This window comes from Agromyces aurantiacus (assembly GCF_016907355.1).
Classification (GTDB): Bacteria; Actinomycetota; Actinomycetes; order Actinomycetales; family Microbacteriaceae; genus Agromyces; species Agromyces aurantiacus.
In genome coordinates, this window is the sequence record NZ_JAFBBW010000001.1 from 538,913 (window position 1) to 562,343 (window position 23,431).

Annotated in this window: 24 protein-coding genes; 15 read left to right on the forward strand and 9 right to left on the reverse strand. The window is 74.1% G+C overall.

Annotated features, from left to right (window positions below):
• Position 1 precedes the first annotated feature (1 nt).
• Entirely contained in the window at positions 2 to 1,537 is a 1,536-nt protein-coding gene (locus JOD46_RS18440) for an alpha/beta hydrolase (RefSeq protein WP_239562556.1), read from the reverse strand.
• Positions 1,538 to 1,660: 123 nt separating this feature from the next.
• Between JOD46_RS18440 and JOD46_RS02550 the strand changes: the two genes are divergently transcribed.
• Positions 1,661 to 2,962 carry an alpha-hydroxy-acid oxidizing protein gene (locus tag JOD46_RS02550; RefSeq protein WP_204391426.1) on the forward strand — a complete coding sequence of 434 codons (1,302 nt, stop codon included), beginning with the start codon at positions 1,661 to 1,663 and terminating at the stop codon, positions 2,960 to 2,962.
• Positions 2,963 to 3,214: 252 nt separating this feature from the next.
• On the opposite strand, the gene JOD46_RS02555 is transcribed toward JOD46_RS02550, so the two are convergent.
• On the reverse strand, positions 3,215 to 3,622 hold the full coding sequence (locus JOD46_RS02555; protein ID WP_204391428.1) for an NUDIX hydrolase: 408 nt from the start codon (positions 3,620 to 3,622) through the stop codon (positions 3,215 to 3,217).
• Between the two features lie 28 nt (positions 3,623 to 3,650).
• Complete coding sequence (locus JOD46_RS02560; protein ID WP_204391430.1) at positions 3,651 to 4,445, reverse strand: polysaccharide deacetylase family protein; 795 nt, start codon at positions 4,443 to 4,445, stop codon at positions 3,651 to 3,653.
• 194 nt (positions 4,446 to 4,639) lie between these two features.
• Here JOD46_RS02560 and JOD46_RS02565 point away from each other — a divergent pair, with 194 nt between their 5' ends.
• On the forward strand, positions 4,640 to 6,025 hold the full coding sequence (locus JOD46_RS02565; RefSeq protein WP_307834879.1) for a glycine--tRNA ligase: 1,386 nt from the start codon (positions 4,640 to 4,642) through the stop codon (positions 6,023 to 6,025).
• 274 nt (positions 6,026 to 6,299) lie between these two features.
• Here the strand turns inward: JOD46_RS02565 and JOD46_RS02570 are convergent, their stop codons facing one another.
• The 3 genes from JOD46_RS02570 to JOD46_RS02580 all read right to left on the reverse strand — a co-directional run bounded on the left by JOD46_RS02570 (position 6,300) and on the right by JOD46_RS02580 (position 9,292).
• Entirely contained in the window at positions 6,300 to 6,971 is a 672-nt protein-coding gene (locus tag JOD46_RS02570) for a GNAT family N-acetyltransferase (protein WP_204391434.1), read from the reverse strand.
• 58 nt (positions 6,972 to 7,029) lie between these two features.
• Complete coding sequence (locus JOD46_RS02575) at positions 7,030 to 8,517, reverse strand: glutamyl-tRNA reductase (RefSeq protein WP_204391436.1); 1,488 nt, start codon at positions 8,515 to 8,517, stop codon at positions 7,030 to 7,032.
• Positions 8,518 to 8,578: 61 nt separating this feature from the next.
• Positions 8,579 to 9,292 (reverse strand): hypothetical protein, encoded by a 714-nt coding sequence (locus tag JOD46_RS02580; protein WP_204391438.1) that lies wholly within the window; start codon positions 9,290 to 9,292, stop codon positions 8,579 to 8,581.
• 233 nt (positions 9,293 to 9,525) lie between these two features.
• Here JOD46_RS02580 and hemE point away from each other — a divergent pair, with 233 nt between their 5' ends.
• The 13 genes from hemE to JOD46_RS02645 all read left to right on the forward strand — a co-directional run bounded on the left by hemE (position 9,526) and on the right by JOD46_RS02645 (position 21,209).
• Complete coding sequence (gene hemE / locus JOD46_RS02585) at positions 9,526 to 10,677, forward strand: uroporphyrinogen decarboxylase (RefSeq protein WP_204391440.1); 1,152 nt, start codon at positions 9,526 to 9,528, stop codon at positions 10,675 to 10,677.
• Complete coding sequence (hemG, locus tag JOD46_RS02590; RefSeq protein WP_204391442.1) at positions 10,674 to 12,182, forward strand: protoporphyrinogen oxidase; 1,509 nt, start codon at positions 10,674 to 10,676, stop codon at positions 12,180 to 12,182. The genes hemE and hemG overlap by 4 nt, the downstream gene beginning before the upstream one ends.
• Before the next feature lie 114 nt (positions 12,183 to 12,296).
• On the forward strand, positions 12,297 to 12,722 hold the full coding sequence (locus tag JOD46_RS02595) for a YtxH domain-containing protein (protein WP_204391443.1): 426 nt from the start codon (positions 12,297 to 12,299) through the stop codon (positions 12,720 to 12,722).
• 28 nt (positions 12,723 to 12,750) lie between these two features.
• A complete protein-coding gene (locus tag JOD46_RS02600; RefSeq protein WP_204391444.1) occupies positions 12,751 to 13,158 on the forward strand; it encodes a phage holin family protein in 408 nt (135 codons plus the stop codon).
• The gene (locus JOD46_RS02605) at positions 13,142 to 13,438 is read left to right on the forward strand and encodes a DUF3618 domain-containing protein (protein WP_204391445.1); all 297 of its coding nucleotides are present in this window, start codon (positions 13,142 to 13,144) and stop codon (positions 13,436 to 13,438) included. Before JOD46_RS02600 ends, JOD46_RS02605 begins: the two co-directional genes overlap by 17 nt.
• 7 nt (positions 13,439 to 13,445) lie before the next feature.
• Positions 13,446 to 14,138: a GntR family transcriptional regulator gene (locus tag JOD46_RS18860; RefSeq protein ID WP_204391446.1), complete on the forward strand. Its 693-nt coding sequence runs from the start codon at positions 13,446 to 13,448 to the stop codon at positions 14,136 to 14,138.
• A 72-nt stretch (positions 14,139 to 14,210) separates the two neighbouring features.
• Entirely contained in the window at positions 14,211 to 14,948 is a 738-nt protein-coding gene (gene hemQ / locus JOD46_RS02615; RefSeq protein WP_204391447.1) for a hydrogen peroxide-dependent heme synthase, read from the forward strand.
• Entirely contained in the window at positions 14,948 to 16,225 is a 1,278-nt protein-coding gene (locus tag JOD46_RS02620) for a ferrochelatase (protein ID WP_204391448.1), read from the forward strand. Before hemQ ends, JOD46_RS02620 begins: the two co-directional genes overlap by 1 nt.
• Positions 16,222 to 17,193, forward strand: a complete 972-nt coding sequence (gene hemC / locus JOD46_RS02625) for a hydroxymethylbilane synthase (protein ID WP_204391450.1) — start codon at positions 16,222 to 16,224, stop codon at positions 17,191 to 17,193. The genes JOD46_RS02620 and hemC overlap by 4 nt, the downstream gene beginning before the upstream one ends.
• A gap of 14 nt (positions 17,194 to 17,207) precedes the next feature.
• Complete coding sequence (locus tag JOD46_RS02630) at positions 17,208 to 18,005, forward strand: uroporphyrinogen-III synthase (protein WP_204396160.1); 798 nt, start codon at positions 17,208 to 17,210, stop codon at positions 18,003 to 18,005.
• A 75-nt stretch (positions 18,006 to 18,080) separates the two neighbouring features.
• Positions 18,081 to 19,076 carry a porphobilinogen synthase gene (gene hemB / locus JOD46_RS02635; protein WP_204391451.1) on the forward strand — a complete coding sequence of 332 codons (996 nt, stop codon included), beginning with the start codon at positions 18,081 to 18,083 and terminating at the stop codon, positions 19,074 to 19,076.
• Positions 19,076 to 20,506: a glutamate-1-semialdehyde 2,1-aminomutase gene (gene hemL / locus JOD46_RS02640; RefSeq protein ID WP_204391453.1), complete on the forward strand. Its 1,431-nt coding sequence runs from the start codon at positions 19,076 to 19,078 to the stop codon at positions 20,504 to 20,506. Before hemB ends, hemL begins: the two co-directional genes overlap by 1 nt.
• Before the next feature lie 295 nt (positions 20,507 to 20,801).
• Positions 20,802 to 21,209 carry a hypothetical protein gene (locus JOD46_RS02645; protein ID WP_204391456.1) on the forward strand — a complete coding sequence of 136 codons (408 nt, stop codon included), beginning with the start codon at positions 20,802 to 20,804 and terminating at the stop codon, positions 21,207 to 21,209.
• 9 nt (positions 21,210 to 21,218) lie between these two features.
• Here the strand turns inward: JOD46_RS02645 and JOD46_RS02650 are convergent, their stop codons facing one another.
• The 3 genes from JOD46_RS02650 to JOD46_RS02660 are packed head-to-tail and all read right to left on the reverse strand — an operon-like array spanning position 21,219 to position 23,374.
• Positions 21,219 to 21,611: a DUF1304 domain-containing protein gene (locus JOD46_RS02650; RefSeq protein WP_204391458.1), complete on the reverse strand. Its 393-nt coding sequence runs from the start codon at positions 21,609 to 21,611 to the stop codon at positions 21,219 to 21,221.
• Positions 21,612 to 21,647: 36 nt separating this feature from the next.
• Positions 21,648 to 22,478, reverse strand: a complete 831-nt coding sequence (locus JOD46_RS02655) for an ABC transporter permease (protein ID WP_204391460.1) — start codon at positions 22,476 to 22,478, stop codon at positions 21,648 to 21,650.
• Positions 22,478 to 23,374 (reverse strand): ATP-binding cassette domain-containing protein, encoded by an 897-nt coding sequence (locus tag JOD46_RS02660; RefSeq protein ID WP_204391462.1) that lies wholly within the window; start codon positions 23,372 to 23,374, stop codon positions 22,478 to 22,480. The genes JOD46_RS02655 and JOD46_RS02660 overlap by 1 nt, the downstream gene beginning before the upstream one ends.
• Positions 23,375 to 23,431 lie beyond the last annotated feature (57 nt).

Genomic DNA, 23,431 nt, shown 5'->3' on the forward strand with positions numbered 1-23,431 from the left:
CCTACTCGGGCGCGGCCTGCTCGATCGCGCTCGCATCGACCGCGGCGAGCGTGAGCCGCTCGATGCCCTCGAGCACCGCGCGGTGCGTCTCGGGCGCGCCGAGCACCCGGAAGTGGCCGGCCACCGGAACCCGGATGTTCGTCGCGCCGTCGAGCAGGCTCCCGTCGGGGATGTGCGGGTCGAACCGGCCGAACACCGACACGATCCTGGCGTTCACGGATGACGCCCGCCCGAGCATCACGATGGTCTCGTCGCTCGGCAGCAGCGCGCGCACGCTCGGATCGATGAGCAGGCGCGCCATCCGGGACCCGGCGAACGGCGTGCAGATCGCGACCAGCCCGACCAGGCCGCGGCCGGATGACGGCGTCGCGCCGTCGGCCTCGGCCACGAGCAGGTGCTTGGCGATGAGGCCTCCCTTGCTGTGCGCGACGAGCACGCGGCCGGCCGGCGGCACGGGCACGCGAGCGAGGGCGCGGCCGAGCCGCCGCGCGGTGTCGGCGATGCCGCGCCGGTTCGTGCCGAGCCCGTGCACGACGCGCACGCGGTAGCCCTCGCGGTTCACCGCGTCGCCGAGCGGCCGCAGGAACGACCAGTGCTCGTAGATGCCGGGCAGCATCACGACCTCGGGTCGCGACGGATCGCCCGTGCGCCACCGCGCGGGCGGGTTCCACCCCTCGCCGATGATGGCGAGCTGGCGCCATCCGGCATAGACGTAGTCGCCCGCCCACCACCACGCCTTCTCGATGCGCGACGACCGGACGGGTGGCGAGACGCGCTCGACCACGCGGCCCACCTCGTCGCCCCGCACGTGCGCCGCGATGAGCTCGGCGACGCGATCCCCCGCCGTGACCATCGTCTCGTGCCCGCGGTCCGCGACCTCGACGTAGCGGCCGTGCGGCAGGATCAGCGCGACCTCCTCGGCCCACGGGCGGGGCGCGAGCCGGTCGTGCTCGCCGCGGACGACGAGCGTCGGGGCCGCGACATCCGGCAGCACGAGCTCGATGCGGTGCGCGAGCATCTGGTGCAGCTTCTTGAAGTACCAGCGCGGGCCCGCCTGCAGGTACATGCGGATGGCCAGCACGACCACCTTGGGCCGGGTCAGCGACGGATCCTCGAGCAGCCGGATGGCCTGGACGACGGCCGAGCGCTCGCGCGGGTTCACGGTCGGCGCGATGAGCACGAGCGAGGCGACGAGATCGGGACGCTGCGCCGCGGTCTCGGCGACGATCTGCGTGCCCATGGAGTGCCCGACGAGCACGACCGGGTCGTCGAGGCCCTCGGCGGCGATGAGCTCGGCGAGGTACTCGCCGGATTCCGACATGGTCTGCGGATGGCGCGGCTCGGGCGCCTCGCCGAACCCGGGGAGGTCGAGCGCGAGGACGCGGCCGACGCGCGCGAGCGAGTCGGCGAGGTCGGAGAAGTAGCGGTCTCCCATCCCGATGCCGTGCACGAGCACGAAGGTGGGGCCCTCGTCGCGCCCCGACTCGGTGATCACGGTCACCGCGTCGCCGCGGCGGAACTCGCGTGTGCGGCTCATGCGGCTCCCTTCGGGTCGCGATCCCCTGGGAGCGAGTCTGCCGGATGGCGCCGTGCGTGCGCTCGGCACGCGCTGGGGGTTGCGCGTACGCTGGCTCGCACTCCGATCGCGAAGGGGCGGCCGATGACCGATGCGAACCGCGGCGTGGCGCGCGCCGTGCAGTCCGAGATCTACCGCGCGGGCCTCTCCGGCACCCGCCCGGCCGTCCCGGTCGATCCGGCAGCCCTCGAGGCGGCGGCGCGGAAGGCGCTGCCGGCCGAGGCCTTCGCCTACCTCGCGGGCGGCGCCGGATCCGAGGCGACCATGGCCGCGAACCGGGCCGCGTTCGCGCGCTGGGGCATCTGGCCGCGCGTGCTGCGCGACGTCGCCGAGCGCGACCTCTCCATCGAGCTCCTCGGCCGGCGGCGGCCGACGCCCTTCGTGCTGTCGCCGATCGGCGTGATCGAGCTCGCGCACCGCGACGCCGACGTGGCGGTCGGCCGCGCCGCCGCGGCGCTCGGCGTGCCCTACGTGCTCTCGAACCAGGCCTCGCGGCCCATGGAGGAGGTCGCCGAGGCGATGGGCGACGGCGTCCGCTGGTTCCAGCTGTACTGGAGCGCGTCCGACGAGCTGAACGCGTCGCTCGTGCGCCGTGCCGAGGCATCCGGGTGCGAGGCCATCGTGGTGACGCTCGACACCCACCTGCTCGGATGGCGCGTGCGCGACCTCGACCTCGGGTTCCTGCCGTTCACGCGCGGGCAGGGCATCGCGCAGTACACCGCCGATCCCGCGTTCGCCGACCTCGTGCGGCGGCGCCTCACCCGAGGCGGGGGCGGCGGCGCCCGGCCGAGGGTCACTCCCGCGCTGCTCAGGTCGGCGCTCGCGATCGCGCGCTCGGGCGCGCGGACCCCGCTCGTCGAGGGCGGCGTGCGGGCGGCACTGCGCTCGCCGGTGCCGCGGGCCGCGATCGAGACGTTCCTCGACGTGTTCGCGAACCCCGCGCTCGAGTGGGCCGACCTGGCACGCCTGCGCGAGTGGACGAGCCTGCCGATCCTGCTCAAGGGCGTTCTGCACCCGGCTGACGCGTCCCGCGCGCTCGACCACGGCGTCGACGGCGTCGTGGTCTCCAACCACGGCGGGCGGCAGGTCGACGGCGCGGTCGCCTCGCTCGACGCGCTGCCGGGGGTCGTGGAACGCCTCGGCGGGCGGGTGCCGATCATCCTCGACAGCGGCGTGCGGGGCGGCGCCGACGCCGTCAAAGCGCTCGCGCTCGGCGCGACGGCCGTCGGGATCGGGCGGCCCTACGCCTACGGGCTCGCGGTCGCGGGCGAGGCGGGCGTGCGCGAGGTCGTGCGCAACCACCTCGCCGAGCTCGACCTCACGCTCGCGCTCGCGGGCCACCGTTCGATCGCGGAGCTCGGGCCGGAGACGCTGCGCGCCTCCTGAGCCGGGGTCGCCGGGCGGGCCGGCTCGCGATCCCGCGCGCCGCCTGGGCCCCGTGTCGCCGGGGCGGTCCCGCGACCCTGCGCGCCTCCTGAGCCAGGGTCGCCGGAGCAGTCCCGCCCGCGCGAGCGACCGAGAGTATGCCAAACGCACCGCCGCGCTCGCCGAACGGTGCGTTTGGCATACTCGCGGCGGGCGGCGGGCGGCGGGCGGCGGGCGGCGGGCGGCGGGCGGCGGGGGCGAGGCGGCGGGCGGTCAGTCGATGAGGCCGGATGCCGCGAGCCGGCGCAGCACCTCGACGCCCGCCGGGGGGCAGCGGTGCGCGTCGGCGGTGCCGACCCAGTGCACCGCGCCGACCTCGCCCGAGGGCGCCGGCGCGGCATCCGTCTCGGCCAGGAACACGTGCATCCGCACGTGCTGCCCCTCGGCCTGGCCGTGCGCGAGCTCGCGCACCGTGAACGCCTCGGCGAGGCGGGCCGGGTCGAGCCGGATGCCGACCTCCTCGAGCGCCTCGCGAGCCGCCGCCTGGGCCGGCGTCTCGCCCGGGTCGATCTTGCCGCCGGGCATGTAGTGCACCTCGCGGCCCCGCGCCGTGACCATCAGCACGCGGCGGTCGCGGACGAGCGCGATGGCGGCGACGTGCAGATCGGGCGGGCGCGGCATCCGACCAGCCTACGGAGTCGCCCTGGCCCTACGGATGCTGCTCGCTCGTGAAGACGTCGTTCAGCGTGACCGTCGTGAGCCCGCGCTCCTCGAGGATCGCCTCGAGCCGATCGAACACGCGCGTGACGGGCTCGTGGTTGAGGTGCCCGATCACGATGCGCCCCGCACCGAACCACTCGGTCGCGAGGTCGACGATCTGCTGGTCGGCCAGCTCGCCCGAATCGCCGAGCGAGCCGTACCAGAGCGTCGGCACCGTATAGCCGATGGCCGCCGCGGCGGCGTCGACCCGCGCGTCGTGCACGCCGTAGGGCGGGCGGAAGTAGGGGCGCGCGTCGACGCCGTAGACCTCGGCGAGGTAGTCGTGGTTGCGCTGCAGCTCGGCCTGGATCGACGCGTCGTCGAGCGTCGAGAGATCCGGATGCGACCACGTGTGGTTCGCGAGCTGGATCTGGCCGCTCGCCACCAGCGGCCGGATCGCGTCGGCCTGCTCGTCCCACGAGGCGTACGTGCCGTTGACGAAGTAGGTGAGGCGGATGCCCGTGCGCGCCGCGAACGCGGTGTAGGCGCCCACGACCGCCGAGCTCGTGCCGTCGTCGACCGTCCATGCCATGACGTTGCCGGCCTCGGGCGGGAGGGCCGTGAGCTCGCCGGCCGGCACGGCGACGCGGTCGATCGCCGGGGCCGGCGGCGCGGCGGGCTGCGGGGCGCCCTGACTGCCGCCTGCGGCATCCGCGGCGCTTCGGTCGGCGGCGTACTTGCCGAACACCACGACGGCGCCCAGGCCGGCCGCAGCCAGCAGTGCGCGCCGCGTGACGTCGCCCATGCCCCTCCCCTCCGGCGGCGGCCGCGAGCCGACGCCCTCCGCGGCTGTTGTACACCCGACGCGGCCCCGCGCATGGTCGCGACGCCCGTGCGGCGCGAAGCCCGCGGCATCCGGGCCCGCGCGCATTTCGTAGGATGGACGGGACTCCGGGCGATTCGCCCCGACCCCCTCCGCTTTGGACCATTGGAGCCACCGTGGCCGCACCCAGCCGTCTCGACGCCGTCATCACCCTCGCCCAGCACCGGGGCTTCGTCTTCCAGGCGGGTGAGATCTACGGCGGATCCCGGTCGGCATGGGACTACGGCCCCCTCGGCGTCGAGCTCAAGGAGAACATCAAGCGCCAGTGGTGGCGCTCGATGGTGCAGGGCCGCGACGACGTCGTCGGCCTCGACTCGAGCGTGATCCTGCCGACGCCCGTGTGGGAGGCGTCGGGCCACGTCGCCGTGTTCACCGACCCGCTCATCGAGTGCCTGCACTGCCACAAGCGCTTCCGCGAGGACCACCTCATCGAGGCCTACGAGGAGAAGAAGGGCCGCGAGCCCGAGAACGGCCTGCTCGACATCGTCTGCCCCAACTGCGGCACGCGCGGGCAGTGGACCGAGCCGCGCGCCTTCTCGGGCCTGCTGAAGACCTTCCTCGGCGTCGTCGACGACGAGTCGGGCCTGCACTACCTGCGCCCCGAGACGGCGCAGGGCATCTTCGTGAACTTCGCGAACGTGCTGCAGGCCGCGCGCATGAAGCCGCCGTTCGGCATCGGCCAGATCGGCAAGTCGTTCCGCAACGAGATCACGCCCGGCAACTTCATCTTCCGCACGCGCGAGTTCGAGCAGATGGAGATGGAGTTCTTCGTCGAGCCCGGCACCGATGAGGAGTGGCACCAGTACTGGATCGACACGCGGTTCCAGTGGTACGTCGACCTCGGCATCGACCCCGAGAACCTGCGCCTGTTCGAGCACCCGAAGGACAAGCTCAGCCACTACTCCAAGCGCACGGTCGACGTCGAGTACCGCTTCGGCTTCACCGGCGGCGAGTGGGGCGAACTCGAGGGCGTCGCCAACCGCACCGACTTCGACCTGTCGACGCACGCGAAGCACTCCGGCAAGGACCTCTCGTTCTTCGACCAGTCGAAGAACGAACGGTGGACGCCGTACGTGATCGAGCCCGCGGCCGGCCTCACGCGCTCGCTCATGGCCTTCCTCGTCGACGCGTACCACGTCGAGGAGGTGCCGAACGCGAAGGGCGGCACCGACACTCGCACGGTGCTGAAGCTCGACCCGCGCCTCGCGCCCGTCAAGGCCGCGGTGCTGCCGCTCTCGCGCAACGAGCGGCTGTCGCCGCTCGCTCGCGAGGTCGCCGCGAACCTCCGCAAGCTCTGGAACGTCGAGTTCGACGACGCCGGCGCGATCGGCCGCCGCTACCGCCGCCAGGACGAGATCGGCACGCCGTTCTGCGTCACCGTCGACTTCGACTCGCTCGACGACCAGGCCGTGACCGTGCGCGACCGCGACACCATGCAGCAGGAGCGCGTGCCGCTCGCCGAGCTGCAGTCGTACTTGGGCGCGCGCCTCGTCGGCGCCTGACGCCTCGCGGCGGCTCGCCGCTCGCGCTGCACCCGATCGCCCGCTCGCGAGTCCCGGTTTAGTGCGGGTGCACCCGCACGAACCCGGGATTCGGGTGAGGGGTCGGGTTCGTCACGGGTGATCCTGCTCGCGTCGCGCCCGTCGCCCGAGAGCCTGCTCGCGAGTCCCGGGTTGTTGCGGGTGGATCCGCACGAACCCGGGATTCGGGCGAGGGCCGCGGAACTCGAGGCGGCGCGGGTCGGGTGAGGCGCGGGCCGGCCGCGAGCGTCACCCGTCAGCCGACGCGAAGCCGCCGCCACTCGCGTCGGAGCATCCCGTAGATCGCGGTGTCCTCCCACCCCTCCTCACCGTGCTCCTCCTCGAGCAGGGTCGCTTCGCGTCGCATGCCGAGGCGTTCGCAGAGCCGGGCGGATGCCGCGTTCCGCGCGTCGAGGTGCGCGTACACGCGATGCGCGGCGAAGCGCCCGAACGCGAGGTCGAGGAGCGCCGCGGCGCCCTCGGCGGCGAGGCCGCGCCCCTGGAACCCGGGGTGCACGACCCAGCCCACCTCGAGCTGCGCGTTCTGCAGGCTGCCGACGCGGACCATGAGGTCGCCGACGACCCGGTCGGGCCGGGCGCGGCCGCTCGCGACCTCCTGCAGCGACGGCTCGCCCGCGAGCACCATGGCGAGGAACACCGCGTCGCCATCCGCCTGCAGCCGGCGCATCCCGGCACGCAGCTCGGTGTGCCCTCGTGCCTCCGTGCGGTTGCGCTCCGGCCACGGGATGAAGCGGAGCACCTCGGGTAGGCGCTGGTACTCCCACACGTCGTCGGCGTCGGATGCCGCGAGCGGACGCAGCACCATCCGCTCGGTGCGGATCGGGCGGTGCTCGAGCACGGCCATGTCGAACGGGAGGCGCAGCGCGGGAGGGCCGCCGTCGGCGGCCTCGTCGGGGAGGGCGTGCATGCTCACGCAGCGTAGCGGGTGCGGAGGCAGTGCCGGGCGGCCCGCGGTGAGGCGGGCGTCAGATCGCGGTGCGGTCGGCGCGACCCTCGGCGTCGGTGCGGTCGTCGCCCCTCGTCGTGCCCGCGCGGTCGCCACGGTCGTCGGTGCCGTGGCCCCGGTCGCCGGGGCGCGCCTCGCCGCCCGCCGTCGCCGTCGCGCCCGCCATCGCGCCCGCCGCCTCGGCGTCGGCGCGGATGCCGAAGATCGCCTCGAGGCCGTCGAGCCAGGCCTGCTGCTCACCGGCGCGCGCGTACTCGCGCGAGCGCACCATGGGCGTGTGCAGCAGCACGCCGGCCATGTGCCGGAGCGCCTTCTCGGTGCGGCCGTCGTCGTCGCCTCGGGCCCTGGCGCGCGCGATCTCGGCGTCGAGCACGTCGAACACGTGCGTCCGGAGGGCGACGACGGCCGGCGCGAGGTCGAGCTCCTCGCCGACGCGGCCGAAGTTGCGGGCGGCGCGCTCGACCAGTTCGCGCGCGGCGTCGGTCGCACCGAACTCCTCGAGCGGCGCGTGGATCTTGATGGTCTCCAGGTCGAGCAGCTCGACGCCCGCGAGGTCGGCGACGTCGGGGTCGACGTTGCGCGGCAGGCCGAGGTCGATGACGAGCTGTCGCGGTGCATCGGCCGCGGCATCCGTCCCGTCGGCGGGGCGATCGCGGCCCGGGCGGAGGGCGACGGGCGCCGGCCGGTCGGCGGCGGCGAGCTCGGCGCGGCCGAGTTCGAGCAGCCCGCGGTCGACGACGTGGTGCTCGACCACGGTGCAGGTCACGATGAGGTCGGCGCCGGCGGCCGCCATGGCGTACTCGTTCGACGCCACGGCCTCGATGTCGTGGTTCGCAGCGAAGCGAGCGCCGCGCCCCGTCGGGGAGTAGACGGCGACGTCGGTGACGCCGCGGTCGCGTAGCGCCGCGAGCGACGCGCCGGCGTAGCGGCCGGTGCCGACGAGCAGCACGCGCACGGCCGACCAGTCGGTCACGCGGCTCTCGGCGAGCTCGAGCGCGAGGCGCACGAGCGAGCGGCCCTCGCTGCCGATGCCGGTGCGGTTCTTGACCTTGCGCGAGGTCTGCGAGGCCCGCTGGAAGAGCCGCTCGAGTTCGGGCGTGGTCGTTCCCTCGGCGCGGGCGCGCTCGAGCGAGCGGCGCACCTGGCCGGCGATCTCGCCCTCGCCGACGACGACGGACTCGAGGCCGGAGGCCACGGCGAAGAGGTGGCCGGCGACGGCGTTGCCGTGCACGAAGTCGAAGGTCGCCCGGAGTTCGTCGGACTCGAGCGAGGCGACGTCGCCGACCGCGCGGATGGCGTCGCGCACGGCCTCGACGGGCGAGTCGCCCTCGGCGGTGTCGAGGTCGAGGTACGCCTCGAAGCGGTTGCAGGTGGCCACGACCACGGCGCCCTGGACGGCCTCGTGGCCGTCGAGGATGCGGGGGGCGGCGTGCTCAGCCGACGCCGAGAGACGTTCGAGCATGTCGAAGCCGGCGTTCTTGTGGCTCGCGGTCAGGCAGATGAGCACCAGACGATTCTACCCGTGGTCGAAAGCGACTCCGACCGGGCCCGACCCCGCCGGGGGAGGGTCAGGCGGCGGCGCCCGACCGGATGACGGGGATCGCGCCGGTGAGCGGCGGGAGCTCGAGCCCCTCGGCCGCGAGCGCCGCGCGGTGCCGCGCCTTCCAGGCACGCACGGTCGCGAAGAACGGCGCCTCGGTGAGGGCGTATCGACCCATCCGCGGGTCGCTCAGCATGACGGGCAGCTCGATGCTCGCCCCGCCGCGCCGTATGCGCACGACCGCGACGGGGACGCTCGCGTCGCCGACCACGGTGCTGTCGGAGCGGATGTTGCGCACCTCGCGCCACGGGAAGGACGCGACGCGCTTGGGTCGGCTGCCGCCGCCCCAGAACGAGATCCCCGCGTCGTCGGCCACGATCGAGAAGCGCGCGGGTAGCGCGACGCCCCGGCCGCCGGGGCGGCTCAGCTCGTCGAGCCGGGCGATGAGGTCGCGGTTGCGGATGCCGCAGCTCACGGCCCCCGCGTGCACCGAGCCGAGGGCGCGGCGACGGGCCGACGCGCGTGCGGCGGCCGCGCCGCGGCGCAGGCTCGCGAGGAGCAGCGCGACGGCCGTGGCGGCCGCGACGGCCGCGGCCACGGGCCCGGCGGACACGTCGGGGAGCGCGCGCACGAGCTGCTCGACGGAGGACTGGGCGAGCACGAGGCCCGCGACGAGCAGGGCGGCCGCGACGGCGACCAGCGTGATGAGGGTGATTCGGTACCGGGAGGCGATGCTGGGCACGATGGGCTTCTCCGTGGGTGGCGGAGGCGCGCCGGGCTGGGCTCGCGACGGCGCGTCGCCGTGCGTCGGGAGCGCACGACGCGTCCGACCATAGCGGCGTGGGAGCGCTCCCGCCAGACCCCAGTTCTCCGGTTGGCCAACGGGCTCGCGGCACGCGGGCCGTCGGGCGAGCCGCCGCCCCGCGCGCGTCCGGCCCCGCCGCCCCAGCCCCCGCCCAGCCCCGATGCGGGAGGATGAGACGCGTGATCCTCTCCCCGCAGCATCCGCTCGCCGCCGGCCTCACCCACGACTCGCGCCTGGTCCGCGCCTACCGCGGACTGCGCAGCGACACCGTGCCCGTGTGGTTCATGCGCCAGGCCGGCCGGTCGCTCCCGGAGTACCGGGAGCTGCGCGTCGGCACGCGAATGCTCGACGCGTGCCTCGACCCGGCGATGGCGGCCGAGATCACGCTGCAGCCCGTGCGTCGCCACGGCGTCGACGCGGGCATCTTCTTCAGCGACATCGTCGTGCCGCTGAAGCTCGTCGGCGTCGACGTCGAGATCCAGCCGGGCCGCGGGCCGGTCTTCGGGCGCTCCTACGCGGATGCCGCGGCCGTGGCCGAGCTCACCGCGATCGACCCGACCCGACTCGACGAGACGGCCGGCCCGATCACCGAGGCGGTGCAGCGCACGGTCGCCGGGCTCGCGGAGCTCACCTCGCCGGGCGCGCCGACCTCGACGCCGCTGATCGGCTTCGCGGGCGCGCCGTTCACGCTCGCGGCCTACCTCGCCGAGGGCGGACCCTCGAAGGACCACCTCGCGGCGCGCACGCTCATGCACGCGGACCCCGGCGCATGGCGCGCCCTCATGGACTGGACCGCCGAGCTCACCGGGCGGTTCCTGCGCACGCAGGTGCTCGCGGGCGCCTCGGCCGCACAGCTGTTCGACTCGTGGGCGGGCGCGCTCTCGCTCGCCGACTACGAGGCGCACGTCGCACCGGCGTCGGCCGCGGCCCTCGCGCACGTGCACGATCTGACCTATGAGGCGGCGGATGCCTCCGGCGCGGCCGGATCCCACTCGGTGCCCGTGGTGCACTTCGGCGTCGGCACGGGCGAACTGCTGGGCGCCATGAAGGGCGTGGGGGTCGACGTCGTCGGCGTCGACTATCGCGTGCCCCTCGACGTGGCCGCCGAGCGCATCGGCGCGGGCGTCCCGCTCCAGGGCAACCTCGATCCCGCGCTGCTCGCCGCCCCGTGGCCGGTGCTCGAGGTCGCCGTGCGCGACGTGATCGAGCGCGGCCGCACGGCCCCGGCGCACGTGTTCAACCTCGGCCACGGCGTGCCTCCCGAGACCGACCCCGAGGTGCTCACCCGGGTCGTGGCGCTCGTGCACGAGGCCGGGCGATGACCGACCCGCAGGACGGGCCGGGCGCCGGGCCCGACGCCGAGCACCGCAGCGCCGACGTCGTCGTGGTCGGTGGCGGGGTGGCCGGCCTCGTCGCCGCGCTCGAGTGCGCGCGGCTGGGTCTCGGCGTCGTCGTGCTCGAGCAGGCCGGTCGGCCGGGCGGATGCGTCGGCCGGATCGACCTCGACGGCCTCGCGCTCGACAGCGGGGCCGAGTCCTTCGCGACCCGGAACGGCTCGGTCGCCGAGCTGCTCGGCCGCCTGGGCCTGGAGGACCGCATCGTGCCGCCGAACCGCGCGGGCGCGTGGCTGGCCTGGGGCGAGCGGGGCGAGCTCCGCGCCGCACCGATGCCGCGCACGGGCGTGCTCGGCATCCCCGCCAACCCGCTGGGCGAGGACGTGCGGGCGATCATCGGATGGCGCGGAGCCTGGCGCGCCTGGCTCGACCGCATCATCCCGATCCTGAAGATCGGGCGCGCCGAGCGCCTCGGTCCCCTCGTGCGCCAGCGGATGGGTGCGGCGGTGCTCGACCGGCTCGTGACGCCCATCTCGGCCGGCGTCTACTCGACCGACCCCGACGACCTCGACGTCGACGTGGTCGCGCCCGGCCTGAACGAGGCGATGACGCGCGCCGGATCCCTCTCGGGGGGCGTCGGGCAGCTCGTCGAGGCCCGCCGGGCGGGCAGTGCGGTGCTCGGCCTGCGCGGCGGCATGCACACGCTCGTCGACGCGCTCGTCGCGGAGCTCGCCCGGTTCGGCGCCGAGGTCCGCACGGGCGTCGGGGTCACGAGGCTCGAATCCCGCCCGGCCCGGGCGTCCGACGCCGACGCGGTCGCGTCATCCTGGCGCGCCGCCGGCCGGGCGGACGATCGCGAGGTCGTGGTCGACGCGCGGTTCGCGATCCTCGCCACGCCGGCGCACGTCTCGCGAGCCCTCCTCGCGGGGGTCGCGCCCGAGGCGGCGCTCGCCGAGGACTGGCCGGACGCGGCCTCCGTCGAGCTCGTGACGCTCGTGCTCGACGCGCCCGAGCTCGCGGCGGCCCCGCGCGGGACCGGCGTGCTCGTCGCCGCCGACGCGCCCGGGGTGACCGCCAAGGCGCTCACCCACTCGTCGGCGAAGTGGTCGTGGCTGGCCGAGTCGGCCGGCCCGCGGCAGGTCGTGCGGCTCTCGTACGGCCGCGCGGGCGCGACGAACCCGCTGTCGGGGCTCGACGACGCCGCGGTGACCGAACTCGCGGTCCGGGATGCCGCAACGCTGCTCGGCGTGTCGCTCGACGTCGCGCAGGTGCGGGCATGCGGCCGGAGCGCCTGGCGTGACGCCCTCTCGCAGGCGGCCGTCGGCCAGCCCGAACGCGTGCGCGCCCTCGAGGCGGCCCTCGAGGGCCGCACGGGCCTGGCGCTCACCGGCTCGTGGGTCGCCGGAACGGGGCTCGCCTCCGTGGTGCCGCACGCGATCGAGGCGGCCGCACGCATCCGGCACCTGGCGGTGCGTATCGCGGACGATGCATAGCCCGAACGGAATACGATCGCGCCGAAGCGCCCGCAACCCCCTTGCGCGGGCCTTGCGGGGGTCTACGCTGGAGGGACTGCTGTCATCCGAACCGCAGCGGGGGATGGGGTGCACATGAAGGGCAAGGTCCTCTTCGTCGTCGGGCTCGGCGTCGGCTACGTGCTCGGCACGCGCGCCGGGCGCGAACGCTACGAGCAGATGCGCAAGGTCGCCCAGGACGTCTGGAACCAGCCGAAGGTCCAGGAGGGCGTCCAGACCGTCAAGGACTTCGCGATGAGCCGCGCCGGCGACGTCGGCGAGACCGTGCTCGACGGGGCCAAGAAGCTCGTCGCCCAGGTCACGCAGTCGCAGACGTCGTCGACCACGCGGTCGTCCGCGGCGCGTCCGGCGTCGTCCACGTCGAAGGCCGGCTCGACCGCAGGCGGCTCGAGCGCGGCGTCGAAGCCTGCGGCGTCCAAGCCTGCGGCGTCCAAGCCGAAGACCGCGTCGAAGTCGGGCGCCGGTTCGTCGTCGAGCGCGGGCTCGTCGTCGTCGTCCTGATCGATCGATCCTCGGAGGTGGACTCCCGATGGCTGCACCACTGAACGACGAGCGGGGGCTCTTCACGCTCGTCGGCGAACTCCCCGACCAGATCTCCACGCTCGTGCGCGCGGAGATCGACCAGGTCAAGGCCGAGCTCAGCTACAAGGCCAAGCACTTCGGCATCGGCGCGGGCCTCGTCGCCGCTGCGGCGTTCGTCGGCATCTTCCTGCTCGGCACGCTCATCGCGACCGGCATCCTCGCCCTCTCGCTGGTCATGCCCGGCTGGGCGGCGGCGCTCATCGTGTCGGGCGTGCTGCTCCTGATCATCGCGATCCTCGTCGGCATCGCGCTCGCGAACTTCCGCCGCGGCAGCGAGCCCCTCGAGTCGATCGAGAGCGTGCGCCAGGACATCGACGCGATCACCGGAAGGGGTGCGTATGGCGGCCGGAACTGAGGTCGTGAAGCTCGACAAGCAGCAGCAGCGCAACCTCTCCAGACTGCAGGCGCACGACAACGCGCGCGCCGCCCGCGACCAGCTCGCGGGCACCCTGAACGCCCTCGAGGAGAAGCTCAACGTGCCCAAGCGCGTGGCCCGCGCGACGGGCCGCGCGAAGCGTCGCATCCAGCGCTTCGCCGACGAGCAGCCGGGGGCGGCGATGGCCGCGGCCGTCGGCGTCGTGGCGGCGGTCGGGGTGGGCGTGTGGCTCGTCGTCCGGGCCAACCTCGATCGGTGACGAACCGGTGACGGATGCCGCATCCCGTGCCGCAACGGCGCGCGAGGGTGCGGCGACGACGGCGGTCGAGCGCGTGACGGCGCTGCTGCGCGACGAGATCCTGAGCGGGGCGCTCGGCCCCGACGCGCCCCTGCGCGAGGAGCTCGCCGCCACGCGGTACGGCGTCTCGCGGCACACCGTCCGATCGGCGTTCCAGCGACTGGTCGCCGAGCGGCTCGCGATCGCGGAGCCGTACCGCGGCGTGCGCGTGACGAGCTTCGACGATCGGCAGGTGCTCGCGCTCCAGCAGTTGCGCGCGGCGCTCGAGGTCGAGGCCGTCCGGATCGCCTTCGCCCGGTACGGCGGCACGCTGCCCGACGAGGCCCTGGCGCCGGCCCGCGCGGCGGTCGACGCGATGGCCTCGCTCGGCCCGAGCGCCGACCGGCCGGGCGAGGCACCGGGCGAGGCGTGGCTGGAGGTCGAGCGCCTGCACGCCGACTTCCACGCGGCGCTCGTCGCGGCATCCGGCAGCCCGCGCATCGTCGAGGCGCACGCGGCGCTGGGCAGCGAGCTGCTGCTGTTCATCCTGCACGCGCGACCGCACTACAGCGTCGCGAGCCTCGTCGAGGAGCACCGCCGCCTGCTCGAGGAGCTCCCCGAGCGCGGCCCCGCCGCGTTGCGCGAGCACCTCGAGCACTCGACCGCGCTGCTGCTCGGGTGAGGCAGCGCACGGCCGAAACGGCGACATCCGCCCGTTTTTTGTCCTTTCAGGTTGCCGGGGGAGGATAGGGCCATGTCTTCCCCCGCTGCCGATGGGGCAGCCGACGTGTTCCAGTCCGAATCCGTTGCCGAGCAGTCGTACGAGGGCTACACGCTCTTCGCCGTGCTGCGCAAGGACCCGGCGCGGCCCGACGACCTCGACGGCCGCGACGTGCCCCGTTTCGTCGACGAGCTCGACGGCGTCATCACCCTCGTCCAGGACGAGGGCGTGACGGTCCGCGGCATCTACGACGTCTCGGGCCTGCGCGCCGACGCCGACGTGATGCTCTGGCTGCACGGTCCCACCGCCGAGGGGCTGCAGTGGGCGCTGCGCGAACTGCGGCGCGCCCGCCTGTTCCGGGCGCTCCTGCCCACATGGAACGCCATGGGCGTGCACCGCGACGCCGAGTTCAACAAGGCGCACGTCCCGGGCTTCCTGCGGGGCGTCGAGCCCAAGTCGTGGCTCACGATCTACCCGTTCGTGCGCAGCTACGAGTGGTACCTGCTGCCGCCCGAGGAGCGCGGCCGCATGCTGGCCGAGCACGGCCGCAAGGGCGCCGCATTCCGGGGCGTCGTCGCGAACACCGTGTCGGCGTTCTCGCTCGGCGACTACGAGTGGCTGCTGCCGATGGAGTCCGACGAGCTCACCGATCTCGTCGACATGATGCGCGACCTTCGCGCGACCGACGCGCGCCGCCACGTGCGCGACGAGCTGCCCTTCTACACGGGCCGCCGCATCTCGACCGCCGAGCTCGTGGAGGTGCTCCAGTAATGGCGGCGGCGAACCTCGGCGGCGTGGGCGCCGACTCGCCCGAGCGGGCCGCGGCGGCCGCCGCGCATCGCGGGGTCAAGGCCCCGACCGCGACATCCGCTCCCTTCGCACCGGGCGCGGTCGTCGCCGGCGCGACCGAGCCCGCCCAGTCCGGGCCCGAGCACGTCGAGCAGCCGGTCGCGTACGACGCGATCCTGCTCGCGGGCTTCGGCGGCCCTGAGGGGCAGGACGACGTGATCCCGTTCCTGCGCAACGTCACGCGCGGTCGCGGCATCCCCGACGAGCGCCTCGAGGAGGTCGCGCACCACTACCGCCACTTCGGCGGCGTGAGCCCGATCAACGAGCACAACCGCCAGCTCAAGGCCGCGCTCGAGGCCGAGCTGGCGCGCCGCGGCGTCGACCTGCCGGTCATCTGGGGCAACCGTAACTGGGACCCGTACATGAACGACGCCCTCCGCGAGGCGGGCGAGCGCGGCTTCACCAAGCTCATCGCGATCGCGACGAGCGCGTACAGCTCGTACTCGAGCTGCCGGCAGTACCGCGAGGACTACGCCGATGCGCTCGAGGACACCGGCCTGGCCGGTGTCGTGCAGATCGACAAGGTGCGCCAGTTCTTCGACCACCCCGGTTTCGTGACGCCGTTCATCGAGGGCGTGCGCGACGCGCTCGCCGAGCTCGAGGCGGAGCACCCCGGACTCGACCGCGCCACGCAGGTCGAGGTGCTGTTCGCCACGCACTCGATCCCCACTGCGGATGCCGCGAAGTCCGGCCCCGCCGAGCGCGGGTTCGGCGAGGGCGGCGCGTACGCGGCGCAGCACACCGCGGTCGCCGAGGTCGTCATGCGCGAGGCCGGCGCCTCCGAGGTGCCCTGGCAGCTCGTCTACCAGTCCCGTTCGGGGCCCCCCACCCAGCCGTGGCTCGAGCCCGACGTGAACGACGCGATCGCCGAGCTGCCCGCCGCCGGCCGGAAGGCGGTCGTGATCGTGCCGCTCGGGTTCGTGAGCGACCACATGGAGGTCATGTGGGACCTCGACGAGGAGGCGATGGAGACCGCGGAAGAGCATGGGCTCGCCGCCATCCGCGTGCCGACGCCCGGCGTGCACCCGGCGTACGTCTCGGGCCTGGTCGACCTCGTGCTCGAGCGCGTGAACGGCACGCCCACGGCCGAGCGCCCGCACCTGACCGACCTCGGGCCCTGGTACGACGTCTGCCGGCCCGGGTGCTGCGAGAATGCGCGGCTGGGCTTCAAGCCGGCCCTGGCGGGGATCGCGCCGTGAGCCCCGCCGCGACGGCACGCGACGTGATCCGCGTCGGCACGCGCGGCAGCGCGCTCGCGCTCGCGCAGACCCGCCAGATCGCCGAGCGCCTGGGCGCGGCGGCCGATGCCGAGATCGAGATCGTCACGGTCACCACGCAGGGCGACACGTCGCGCGCCTCGCTGCAGGCCATCGGCGGCACCGGCGTGTTCGCCGCAGCCCTCCGCGAGGCCCTCCTCGCGGGCGAGTGCGACGTGGTCGTGCACTCGCTCAAGGACCTGCCGACCGCCGAACACCCCGGCCTCCGGCTCGGGGCCGTGCCCAAGCGCGCCGACGCGCGCGACGCGCTGTGCGCACGCGACGGCCTCACGCTGGCCGAGCTGCCCGAAGGCGCGCGGATCGGCACGGGGTCGCCGCGCCGCATCGCGCAACTCGGGCTCGCGCGACCCGACGTGACCGCGATCGACGTGCGCGGCAACATCGACACGAGGCTCGGCTTCGTGGAGCAGGGCGAACTCGACGCGGTGCTGCTCGCCTCGGCGGGCCTCGGCCGGCTGGGCCGATCGGATGCCGCGACCGAGCGCTTCCCGCTCGCCGACTGGCCGACCGCACCGGGCCAGGGCGCGCTCGCCCTCGAGGTGCGCGACGAGCGCGCCTCCCGTCCGCTCGAGCGCGGGCTCGCGGCCGTCGACCACGTCACGACGCGCGCCACGGTGCTCGCCGAGCGCCTCGTGCTCGCCGGACTCGAGGCGGGATGCGCGGCGCCGGTCGGCGCGACCGCCTTCGTCGAGGACGAACTTCTGTTCCTCACGGCGACGGTGTACAGTGCCGACGGGACGCGGTCGTTGACCAGTTCGCACGCCGCCACCCCCGACAGCCGCTCGGCCGCCGACCTGGCGGACGCGGCCCGCGACGTCGCAGAGCGCGTCGTCGCGGAACTCCTCGGCAACGGCGCCGCCGACCTCGCACCTGCCCAGGAGTCGCCGTGACCGAATTCGAACCGATGACCGGCGCGATCCACCTGCCCGGAGCCGGTGGAGGCAAGCCGCTCGCCGGATGGCGCGTGCTCGTGCCGCGCGGCGGACCCTGGGGCGACGCGGTGGCGGCGTCCCTCCGCTCCCGCGGGGCCTCGCCGATCATCGCGCCGATGATCAACTTCGCGCCGACCGACGACCAGCCCGCGCTCGAGGCGGCGCTCGCGAAGCTCGCCGCCGGCGGATTCGACTGGGTCACGGTCACGAGCGCGACCACGGTCGACGTGCTCTCCTCGTACGGCGCGATCATCCCGGATTCGACGAAGGTCGCCGCGGTGGGCGAGACCACCGCGGCCGCCCTCGTCGCGGCCGGCTACCGCGCCGACATCGTCCCGTCCGAGGAGAACTCGGCCCGCGGCCTGCTCGAGGAATGGGAGGCGGCGACGAACGGCGAGAAGCCGCTGCGCGTGCTCGCCCTCCGCTCGGCGATCGCGAAGCAGGTGCTCTCGGTCGGCCTCGAGCGCATCGGGCACCACGTCGAGGCGGTCGTCGCCTACCGCACGGTCGGCGTGCCGGTTGCGCAGAAGGTCATCGACGACGTGCGCGCCGGCAAGGTCGACGCCATTCTCGTCACGTCGGGCAGCGTCGCCGAGCAGGTGCAGGCGCAGCTGGGCCCCGTCCCCGAGCGCACCCTCGTCGCCGCGATCGGCCCCCAGACCCAGAAGGATGCCGCGAAGTTCGGCCTGCGCATCGACGTGATCGCCGCCGAGCGCTCGGCCGAGTCGCTCATCGACGCGGTCGTGCAGGCCGCGACGCAGACCGTCTGAGGCGCGCCGCGCCCCGGCGCTCCCGTGCAGGCCGCGCCCACCTGCTGCCCAGCCGGGCGCGCGTAGGCTTGGCGGGTGACTTCCGCACCCGCCCCCCGCGTGCGGCCGCGCCGCCTGCGTGAGACGCCGGCCCTGCGCCGCCTCGTGTCCGAGACCCACCTCGACCCCGCCGAGCTCGTGCTGCCGATCTTCGTGCGCGAGGGCGTGTCCGAGCCGATGCCGATCGCCTCGATGCCGGGCGTCGTGCAGCACTCGCTCGACTCCGTCAAGCAGGCGGTGACGGATGCCGCGGCCGCGGGCGTCGGCGGCGTGATGCTCTTCGGCGTGCCCGAGACCCGCGACGCAACCGGTTCGTGCGGTGTCGACCCCGACGGCATCCTGAACATCGCGACCCGCGTCGTGGCCGACGAGGTCGGCGACGCGCTCGTCGTGCAGACCGACCTGTGCCTCGACGAGTTCACCGACCACGGGCACTGCGGCGTGCTCGACGCCCTCGGCCGCGTCGACAACGACGCGACGCTCGAGCGGTACCGCGAGATGGCGCTCGTGCAGGCGGCATCCGGATCGCAGCTGCTGGGCCTGTCGGGCATGATGGACGGCCAGGTCGCGGCGGTGCGCGACGCGCTCGACGGCGCTGGCTTCACGCACACCGCGATCCTCGCCTACTCGGCGAAGTACGCGTCGGCGTTCTACGGCCCGTTCCGCGACGCGGTCGAGTCGACGCTCGAGGGCGACCGCCGCACCTACCAGCTCGACCCCGGCAACCGCCGCGAGGGCCTGCGCGAGGCGATGATCGACATCGACGAGGGCGCCGACGTCGTCATGGTCAAGCCCGCGGGCTCGTACCTCGACGTGCTGGCGGATGTCGCCGCCGCGAGCGAGGTCCCTGTCTGGGCGTACCAGGTCTCGGGCGAGTACTCGATGATCGAGGCCGCCGCCATGCACGGCTGGATCGATCGCCGTCGCGCCGTGATCGAGTCCGTGCGCGGCATCCGCCGTGCCGGCGCCGACGCCGTGCTGACCTACTGGGCGACCGAGCTCGCCGGATGGATCCGGGAGGGGATCGACTGATGACCACCGCCACGACCACCAACGCCGACCTGTTCGCCCGCGCGCAGGCCGCGATCCCGGGCGGGGTGAACTCGCCCGTGCGCGCGTTCCGCTCGGTGGGCGGCACGCCGCGCTTCCTCGTGTCGGCGCGCGGCCCGTACGTGACCGACGCCGAGGGCCGCGAGTACGTCGACCTCGTCGCCGGATGGGGGCCCGCGATCCTCGGCCATGCGCACCCCGAGGTGATCGCGGCCGTGCAGGATGCCGCGGCGCGCGGCCTGTCGTTCGGCGCGTCGACGCCCGTCGAGACCGAGCTCGCCGAGCTCATCGAGCAGCGCGTCGCGCCGGTCGAGAAGCTGCGACTCGTGTCGACCGGCACCGAGGCGACCATGAGCGCCATCCGCCTCGCCCGCGGCTTCACCGGGCGCGACCTGCTCGTGAAGTTCGCCGGCCACTACCACGGCCACTCCGACGGCCTGCTCGCCGAGGCCGGGTCGGGCCTCGCGACCTTCGCGCTGCCGGGCTCGGCCGGCGTGCCCGCCGCGGTCGCCGCGCTCACGCTCGTCGTGCCGTACAACGACCTCGATGCGCTACGCGCGGTGTTCGCCGAGCACGGCGACCGCATCGCCGCCGTGATCACCGAGGCGGCCGCGGCGAACATGGGCGTCGTCCCGCCGCTGCCCGGCTTCAACCGCGCGCTCGTCGAGCTCGCGCACGCGCACGGCGCGCTCGTCATCAGCGACGAGGTGCTCACGGGCTTCCGCGTCTCGAAGGCCGGATGGTGGGGCCTCGAGTCCGCCGCCGGCGCCGACGCGCGCGCCACGTCGGCGCCCTCTGCGCCGGGTGAATGGGCGCACAGCACGCCGAACGGGCGCAGCGACGCGGGTGGCGAGCACGTCGACACGGCGTACACGCCCGACCTGGTCACCTTCGGCAAGGTCGTCGGCGGCGGCATGCCCGTCGCCGCGCTCGGCGGACGCGCCGAGATCATGGAGCGGCTGGCGCCCCTCGGCCCCGTCTACCAGGCGGGAACGCTCTCGGGGAACCCGGTCGCGGTGACCGCGGGCGTGACGACGCTGCGCCTCGCCGACGACGCCGTGTACGCCAGGCTCGACGAGGTCTCGGAGACGATCTCGCAGGCGGTCTCGTCCGCGCTCTCGGCCGAGGGCGTGCCGCACGCCGTGCAGTACGCCGGCAACCTGTTCAGCTTCCTCTTCGGCGAGTCGGTCTCGAGCGGTGCGCGCGACTACGCGGGCGTGCTCGCGCAGGAGTCGTGGCGCTACGCGCCGTTCTTCCACGCGATGCTCGACGCGGGCGTCTCCCTGCCGCCGAGCGTGTTCGAGGCGTGGTTCGTGACGGCCGCCCACGACGACGAGGCGGTCTCGCGGATCCTCGGCGCGCTGCCGGCCGCAGCGCGCGCCGCGGCATCCGCCCGCCCGCCCGCCGCCTGACGCGTCGCCGGCCGCGCGCACGCGCCATCCGCACCGCGCCACCCCGCGGCACCCTGCGGCGCGACACACCCGCGCCACCCCCCCCCCGCGCCGCCCCTGCACGACGCAGGCGCAGAGTCGGCGCGTCGCGCAACCGGGCGGCGCGTCGCGCCCCGACACGCACTCCGCTCCTGCGTTGCGCGCCCGAGGGGCGGCCCGACGAGCCGCGCATCGGAGGTTCCGGCAACGGAACCGATCCCGCCTTTGTGGAGCGTCGACGACGCGGGCCGCGAGCACGTCGGGCAGGATGGGACCTATGGCCACCCTCCGCGTGCACAACGATCGGCTCGAGGTCCACCTCACGCCGGTCGAGAAGTCGCTCGCGTTCCGCAGCGCCGACGTGATCGTGCAGCGCGACGACATCCGCTCGGCCATCATCACCGACGACCCGTGGATCTGGCTGCGAGGCATCCGCCGCCGGGGCACTGAGGTGCCGCTGGTCGCCGCGGTCGGCGTCTGGAAGACCCACGGCGGCAGCGACTTCGTGCTCGTCAAGGGCAAGCGACAGGCGGTCGTGCTCGAGCTCTCGGGCGGCGAGTTCGCGCGGCTCGTGCTGAGCACCAACCGGGCGGCCGAGCTCGTCGAGAAGCTCCGCGTCGAGGTGCCCACCGGCCATCACGTCGCCGACGACGTGTTCGCCGAGGAGGAGACGAGCGGCGACTGACCGGCCGGCTCAGAACGGCAGGAACAGCACGAACCCGATGAGCGGCAGCGTGCCCTGGATGAGCGCGGGTCGCAGGTACCCCGGCCCCGTGGTCGTCAGCACGATCGCTGCCGCCGTCATCGACGCGGTGCAGAACAGGATGAGCGCCCGCGCCGCGTACACCAGCGTGCCGTCGACGAACAGGACGAGTCCCGCGATGGCGCCGATCGCGAGGAACAGGTTGTAGAAGCCCTGGTTGTAGGCCATCGGGCGCAGGATCTCGGCCTGCTCGCGGTTGCGGACGTTGAAGATGCGCCACGTGCTCGGCTGCATCCAGCGGATGCTCTCGAGCACGAAGATGTAGATGTGCAGCAGCGCGGCCAGCGCCACGACCACCACGGCGACGATCCCGAGGACGCTCATGGCTGGATGCTACGCGCATCCGCCGCCTCGATGACGTCACGTCACGTCGCGCCGCCACGTGGTCGCGCCGCCGATGATCGTGGTCAGAACCCCGATGCCGAGCAGCACCAGGCCGCCCTGCCACCACTCGAGCGTCTCGGTGCTTCCGAGCGAGGCGACGTTGTAGAGCGAGGCGCCCACGAGTGCGTCGCTCGCGGCGCCGGGCAGGAATCGGCCGATGGTCGCGGTCGTCTCGTTCAGCGACGCCGCGAGCCGCAGCACGGGCTCGACGAACTGGGTGAACGCGATCACGATGACGATCGCGGCGACCTGGTTGGGCACGAGTGCGCCGAGCCCGACGCCGATCGTGCCCCACAGCGCCATGGCCAGCACGCCGCGCCCGACGAGCGCCCACGTGTCGGTCGAGTCGAGGCCGGTGTCGAGGTCGAACGCGGCGAGGGCCGCCGCCCCGGTCGCCACCGACGTCGCGAAGCCGATCACGCCGAAGACCGCGCCGACGACGAGTTGCGAGGAGAACTTGCCCGCGAGCACGGTCGACCGGTGCGGTTCGGCGAGGAAGGTGGTCGTGAGCGTCCGGTGCCGGAACTCCGAGGTGACGGCGAGCGCGCCGAGCAGCACCGGGAACACGTACCCGATCGACGAGGCGAAGCTGTAGAGGAGCGGTGCGAGGTCGACCCCGGGCGGCAGCGCCGTGTTGCCGCCCGCTGCGGCCGCGGCATCCGGATTCTCGATCGACCAGCCGAGGAACGCGCCGAACCCGCCCGACATGATCGCGACGTACACGACGAGCACGATGGCGAGCAGCCACCACATACGCGTCGTGAGGACCTTCAGGAACTCCGCACCGAGCGAACGCAGGAATGCCATCACTCACCGCCCCCGTTCACGAGCGCGAGGAACGACTCCTCGAGCCCCGATTTCAGCCGATGCAGTGCGCTCACCTCGACGCCCCCGACGAACGCCGCATGGCCGACGACCGCGGGATCGGACTCGGAGACGATGAGACCGTTGCGGCCCTCGGTGTACTCGAGGCCGGCCTGGTCGAGCGCCGAGGCGAGCCGGAGCCGGTCGGGCGAGTCGATGACCGTGCGCGGCGAGGCGTCGAGCTCGAGGTCGGACAGCGAACCCGAGCGCACGAGGCGCCCGCGCGAGATGATCACGACGTCGTCGACCGACTGCTGCACCTCGCTCAGCAGGTGCGAGCTCACGAGCACGGTGCGGCCTTCCTGCGCGAGGCCGCGCAGGAAGCCGCGGATCCACTTGATGCCCTCGGGGTCGAGGCCGTTCACGGGCTCGTCGAGGACGAGCACGCGGGGATCGCCGAGCAGCGTGGTCGCGAGCGCGAGTCGCTGCCGCATGCCGAGCGAGAACCCGCCGACGCGCCGTTGCGCGAACTCGCGCATCCCGACCAGCTCGAGCACCTCGTCGACGCGGTGCGCGCGGATGCCGGCGGCTGCGGCCATCACGCGGAGGTGCGCCCGGGCGGTGCGTCCGGGGTGGAACGCCGCATCGAGCGCCGCACCCACGGTCTCGAGCGGTCGCCGCAGGTCGCGGTAGCGAGCGTCGCCGATGGTCGCGGTGCCCGCTGTGGGACGCTCGAGGCCGAGCAGCAGTCGCAGCGTCGTGGTCTTGCCCGCCCCGTTCGGGCCGAGGAACCCGGTGACCCGCCCCGGCTCCACAGTGAAGGTCAGGTCGTCGACCGCCGTGACGGAGCCGAACCGCTTGGTCAGTCCGGCGATTTCGATGGGGATGCCCTCGGTCATGTGTCTCCTCGGCGAGGTGCTGCGGCGCGGTCGGACGAAGGGGGCGCGATGGCGCGC

Bases quoted from the DNA above. Each gene is read 5' to 3' on its own strand.
- JOD46_RS18440 (WP_239562556.1), bottom strand. From the start codon at position 1,537: ATGAGCCGCACACGCGAGTTCCGCCGCGGCGACGCGGTGACCGTGATC.
- JOD46_RS02550 (WP_204391426.1), top strand. From the start codon at position 1,661: ATGACCGATGCGAACCGCGGCGTGGCGCGCGCCGTGCAGTCCGAGATC.
- JOD46_RS02555 (WP_204391428.1), bottom strand. From the start codon at position 3,622: ATGCCGCGCCCGCCCGATCTGCACGTCGCCGCCATCGCGCTCGTCCGC.
- JOD46_RS02560 (WP_204391430.1), bottom strand. From the start codon at position 4,445: ATGGGCGACGTCACGCGGCGCGCACTGCTGGCTGCGGCCGGCCTGGGC.
- JOD46_RS02570 (WP_204391434.1), bottom strand. From the start codon at position 6,971: ATGCACGCCCTCCCCGACGAGGCCGCCGACGGCGGCCCTCCCGCGCTG.
- hemE (WP_204391440.1), top strand. From the start codon at position 9,526: ATGAGACGCGTGATCCTCTCCCCGCAGCATCCGCTCGCCGCCGGCCTC.
- hemG (WP_204391442.1), top strand. From the start codon at position 10,674: ATGACCGACCCGCAGGACGGGCCGGGCGCCGGGCCCGACGCCGAGCAC.
- JOD46_RS02595 (WP_204391443.1), top strand. From the start codon at position 12,297: ATGAAGGGCAAGGTCCTCTTCGTCGTCGGGCTCGGCGTCGGCTACGTG.
- JOD46_RS02600 (WP_204391444.1), top strand. From the start codon at position 12,751: ATGGCTGCACCACTGAACGACGAGCGGGGGCTCTTCACGCTCGTCGGC.
- JOD46_RS02605 (WP_204391445.1), top strand. From the start codon at position 13,142: ATGGCGGCCGGAACTGAGGTCGTGAAGCTCGACAAGCAGCAGCAGCGC.
- hemQ (WP_204391447.1), top strand. From the start codon at position 14,211: ATGTCTTCCCCCGCTGCCGATGGGGCAGCCGACGTGTTCCAGTCCGAA.
- JOD46_RS02620 (WP_204391448.1), top strand. From the start codon at position 14,948: ATGGCGGCGGCGAACCTCGGCGGCGTGGGCGCCGACTCGCCCGAGCGG.
- JOD46_RS02630 (WP_204396160.1), top strand. From the start codon at position 17,208: ATGACCGGCGCGATCCACCTGCCCGGAGCCGGTGGAGGCAAGCCGCTC.
- hemL (WP_204391453.1), top strand. From the start codon at position 19,076: ATGACCACCGCCACGACCACCAACGCCGACCTGTTCGCCCGCGCGCAG.
- JOD46_RS02645 (WP_204391456.1), top strand. From the start codon at position 20,802: ATGGCCACCCTCCGCGTGCACAACGATCGGCTCGAGGTCCACCTCACG.
- JOD46_RS02650 (WP_204391458.1), bottom strand. From the start codon at position 21,611: ATGAGCGTCCTCGGGATCGTCGCCGTGGTGGTCGTGGCGCTGGCCGCG.
- JOD46_RS02655 (WP_204391460.1), bottom strand. From the start codon at position 22,478: ATGGCATTCCTGCGTTCGCTCGGTGCGGAGTTCCTGAAGGTCCTCACG.
- JOD46_RS02660 (WP_204391462.1), bottom strand. From the start codon at position 23,374: ATGACCGAGGGCATCCCCATCGAAATCGCCGGACTGACCAAGCGGTTC.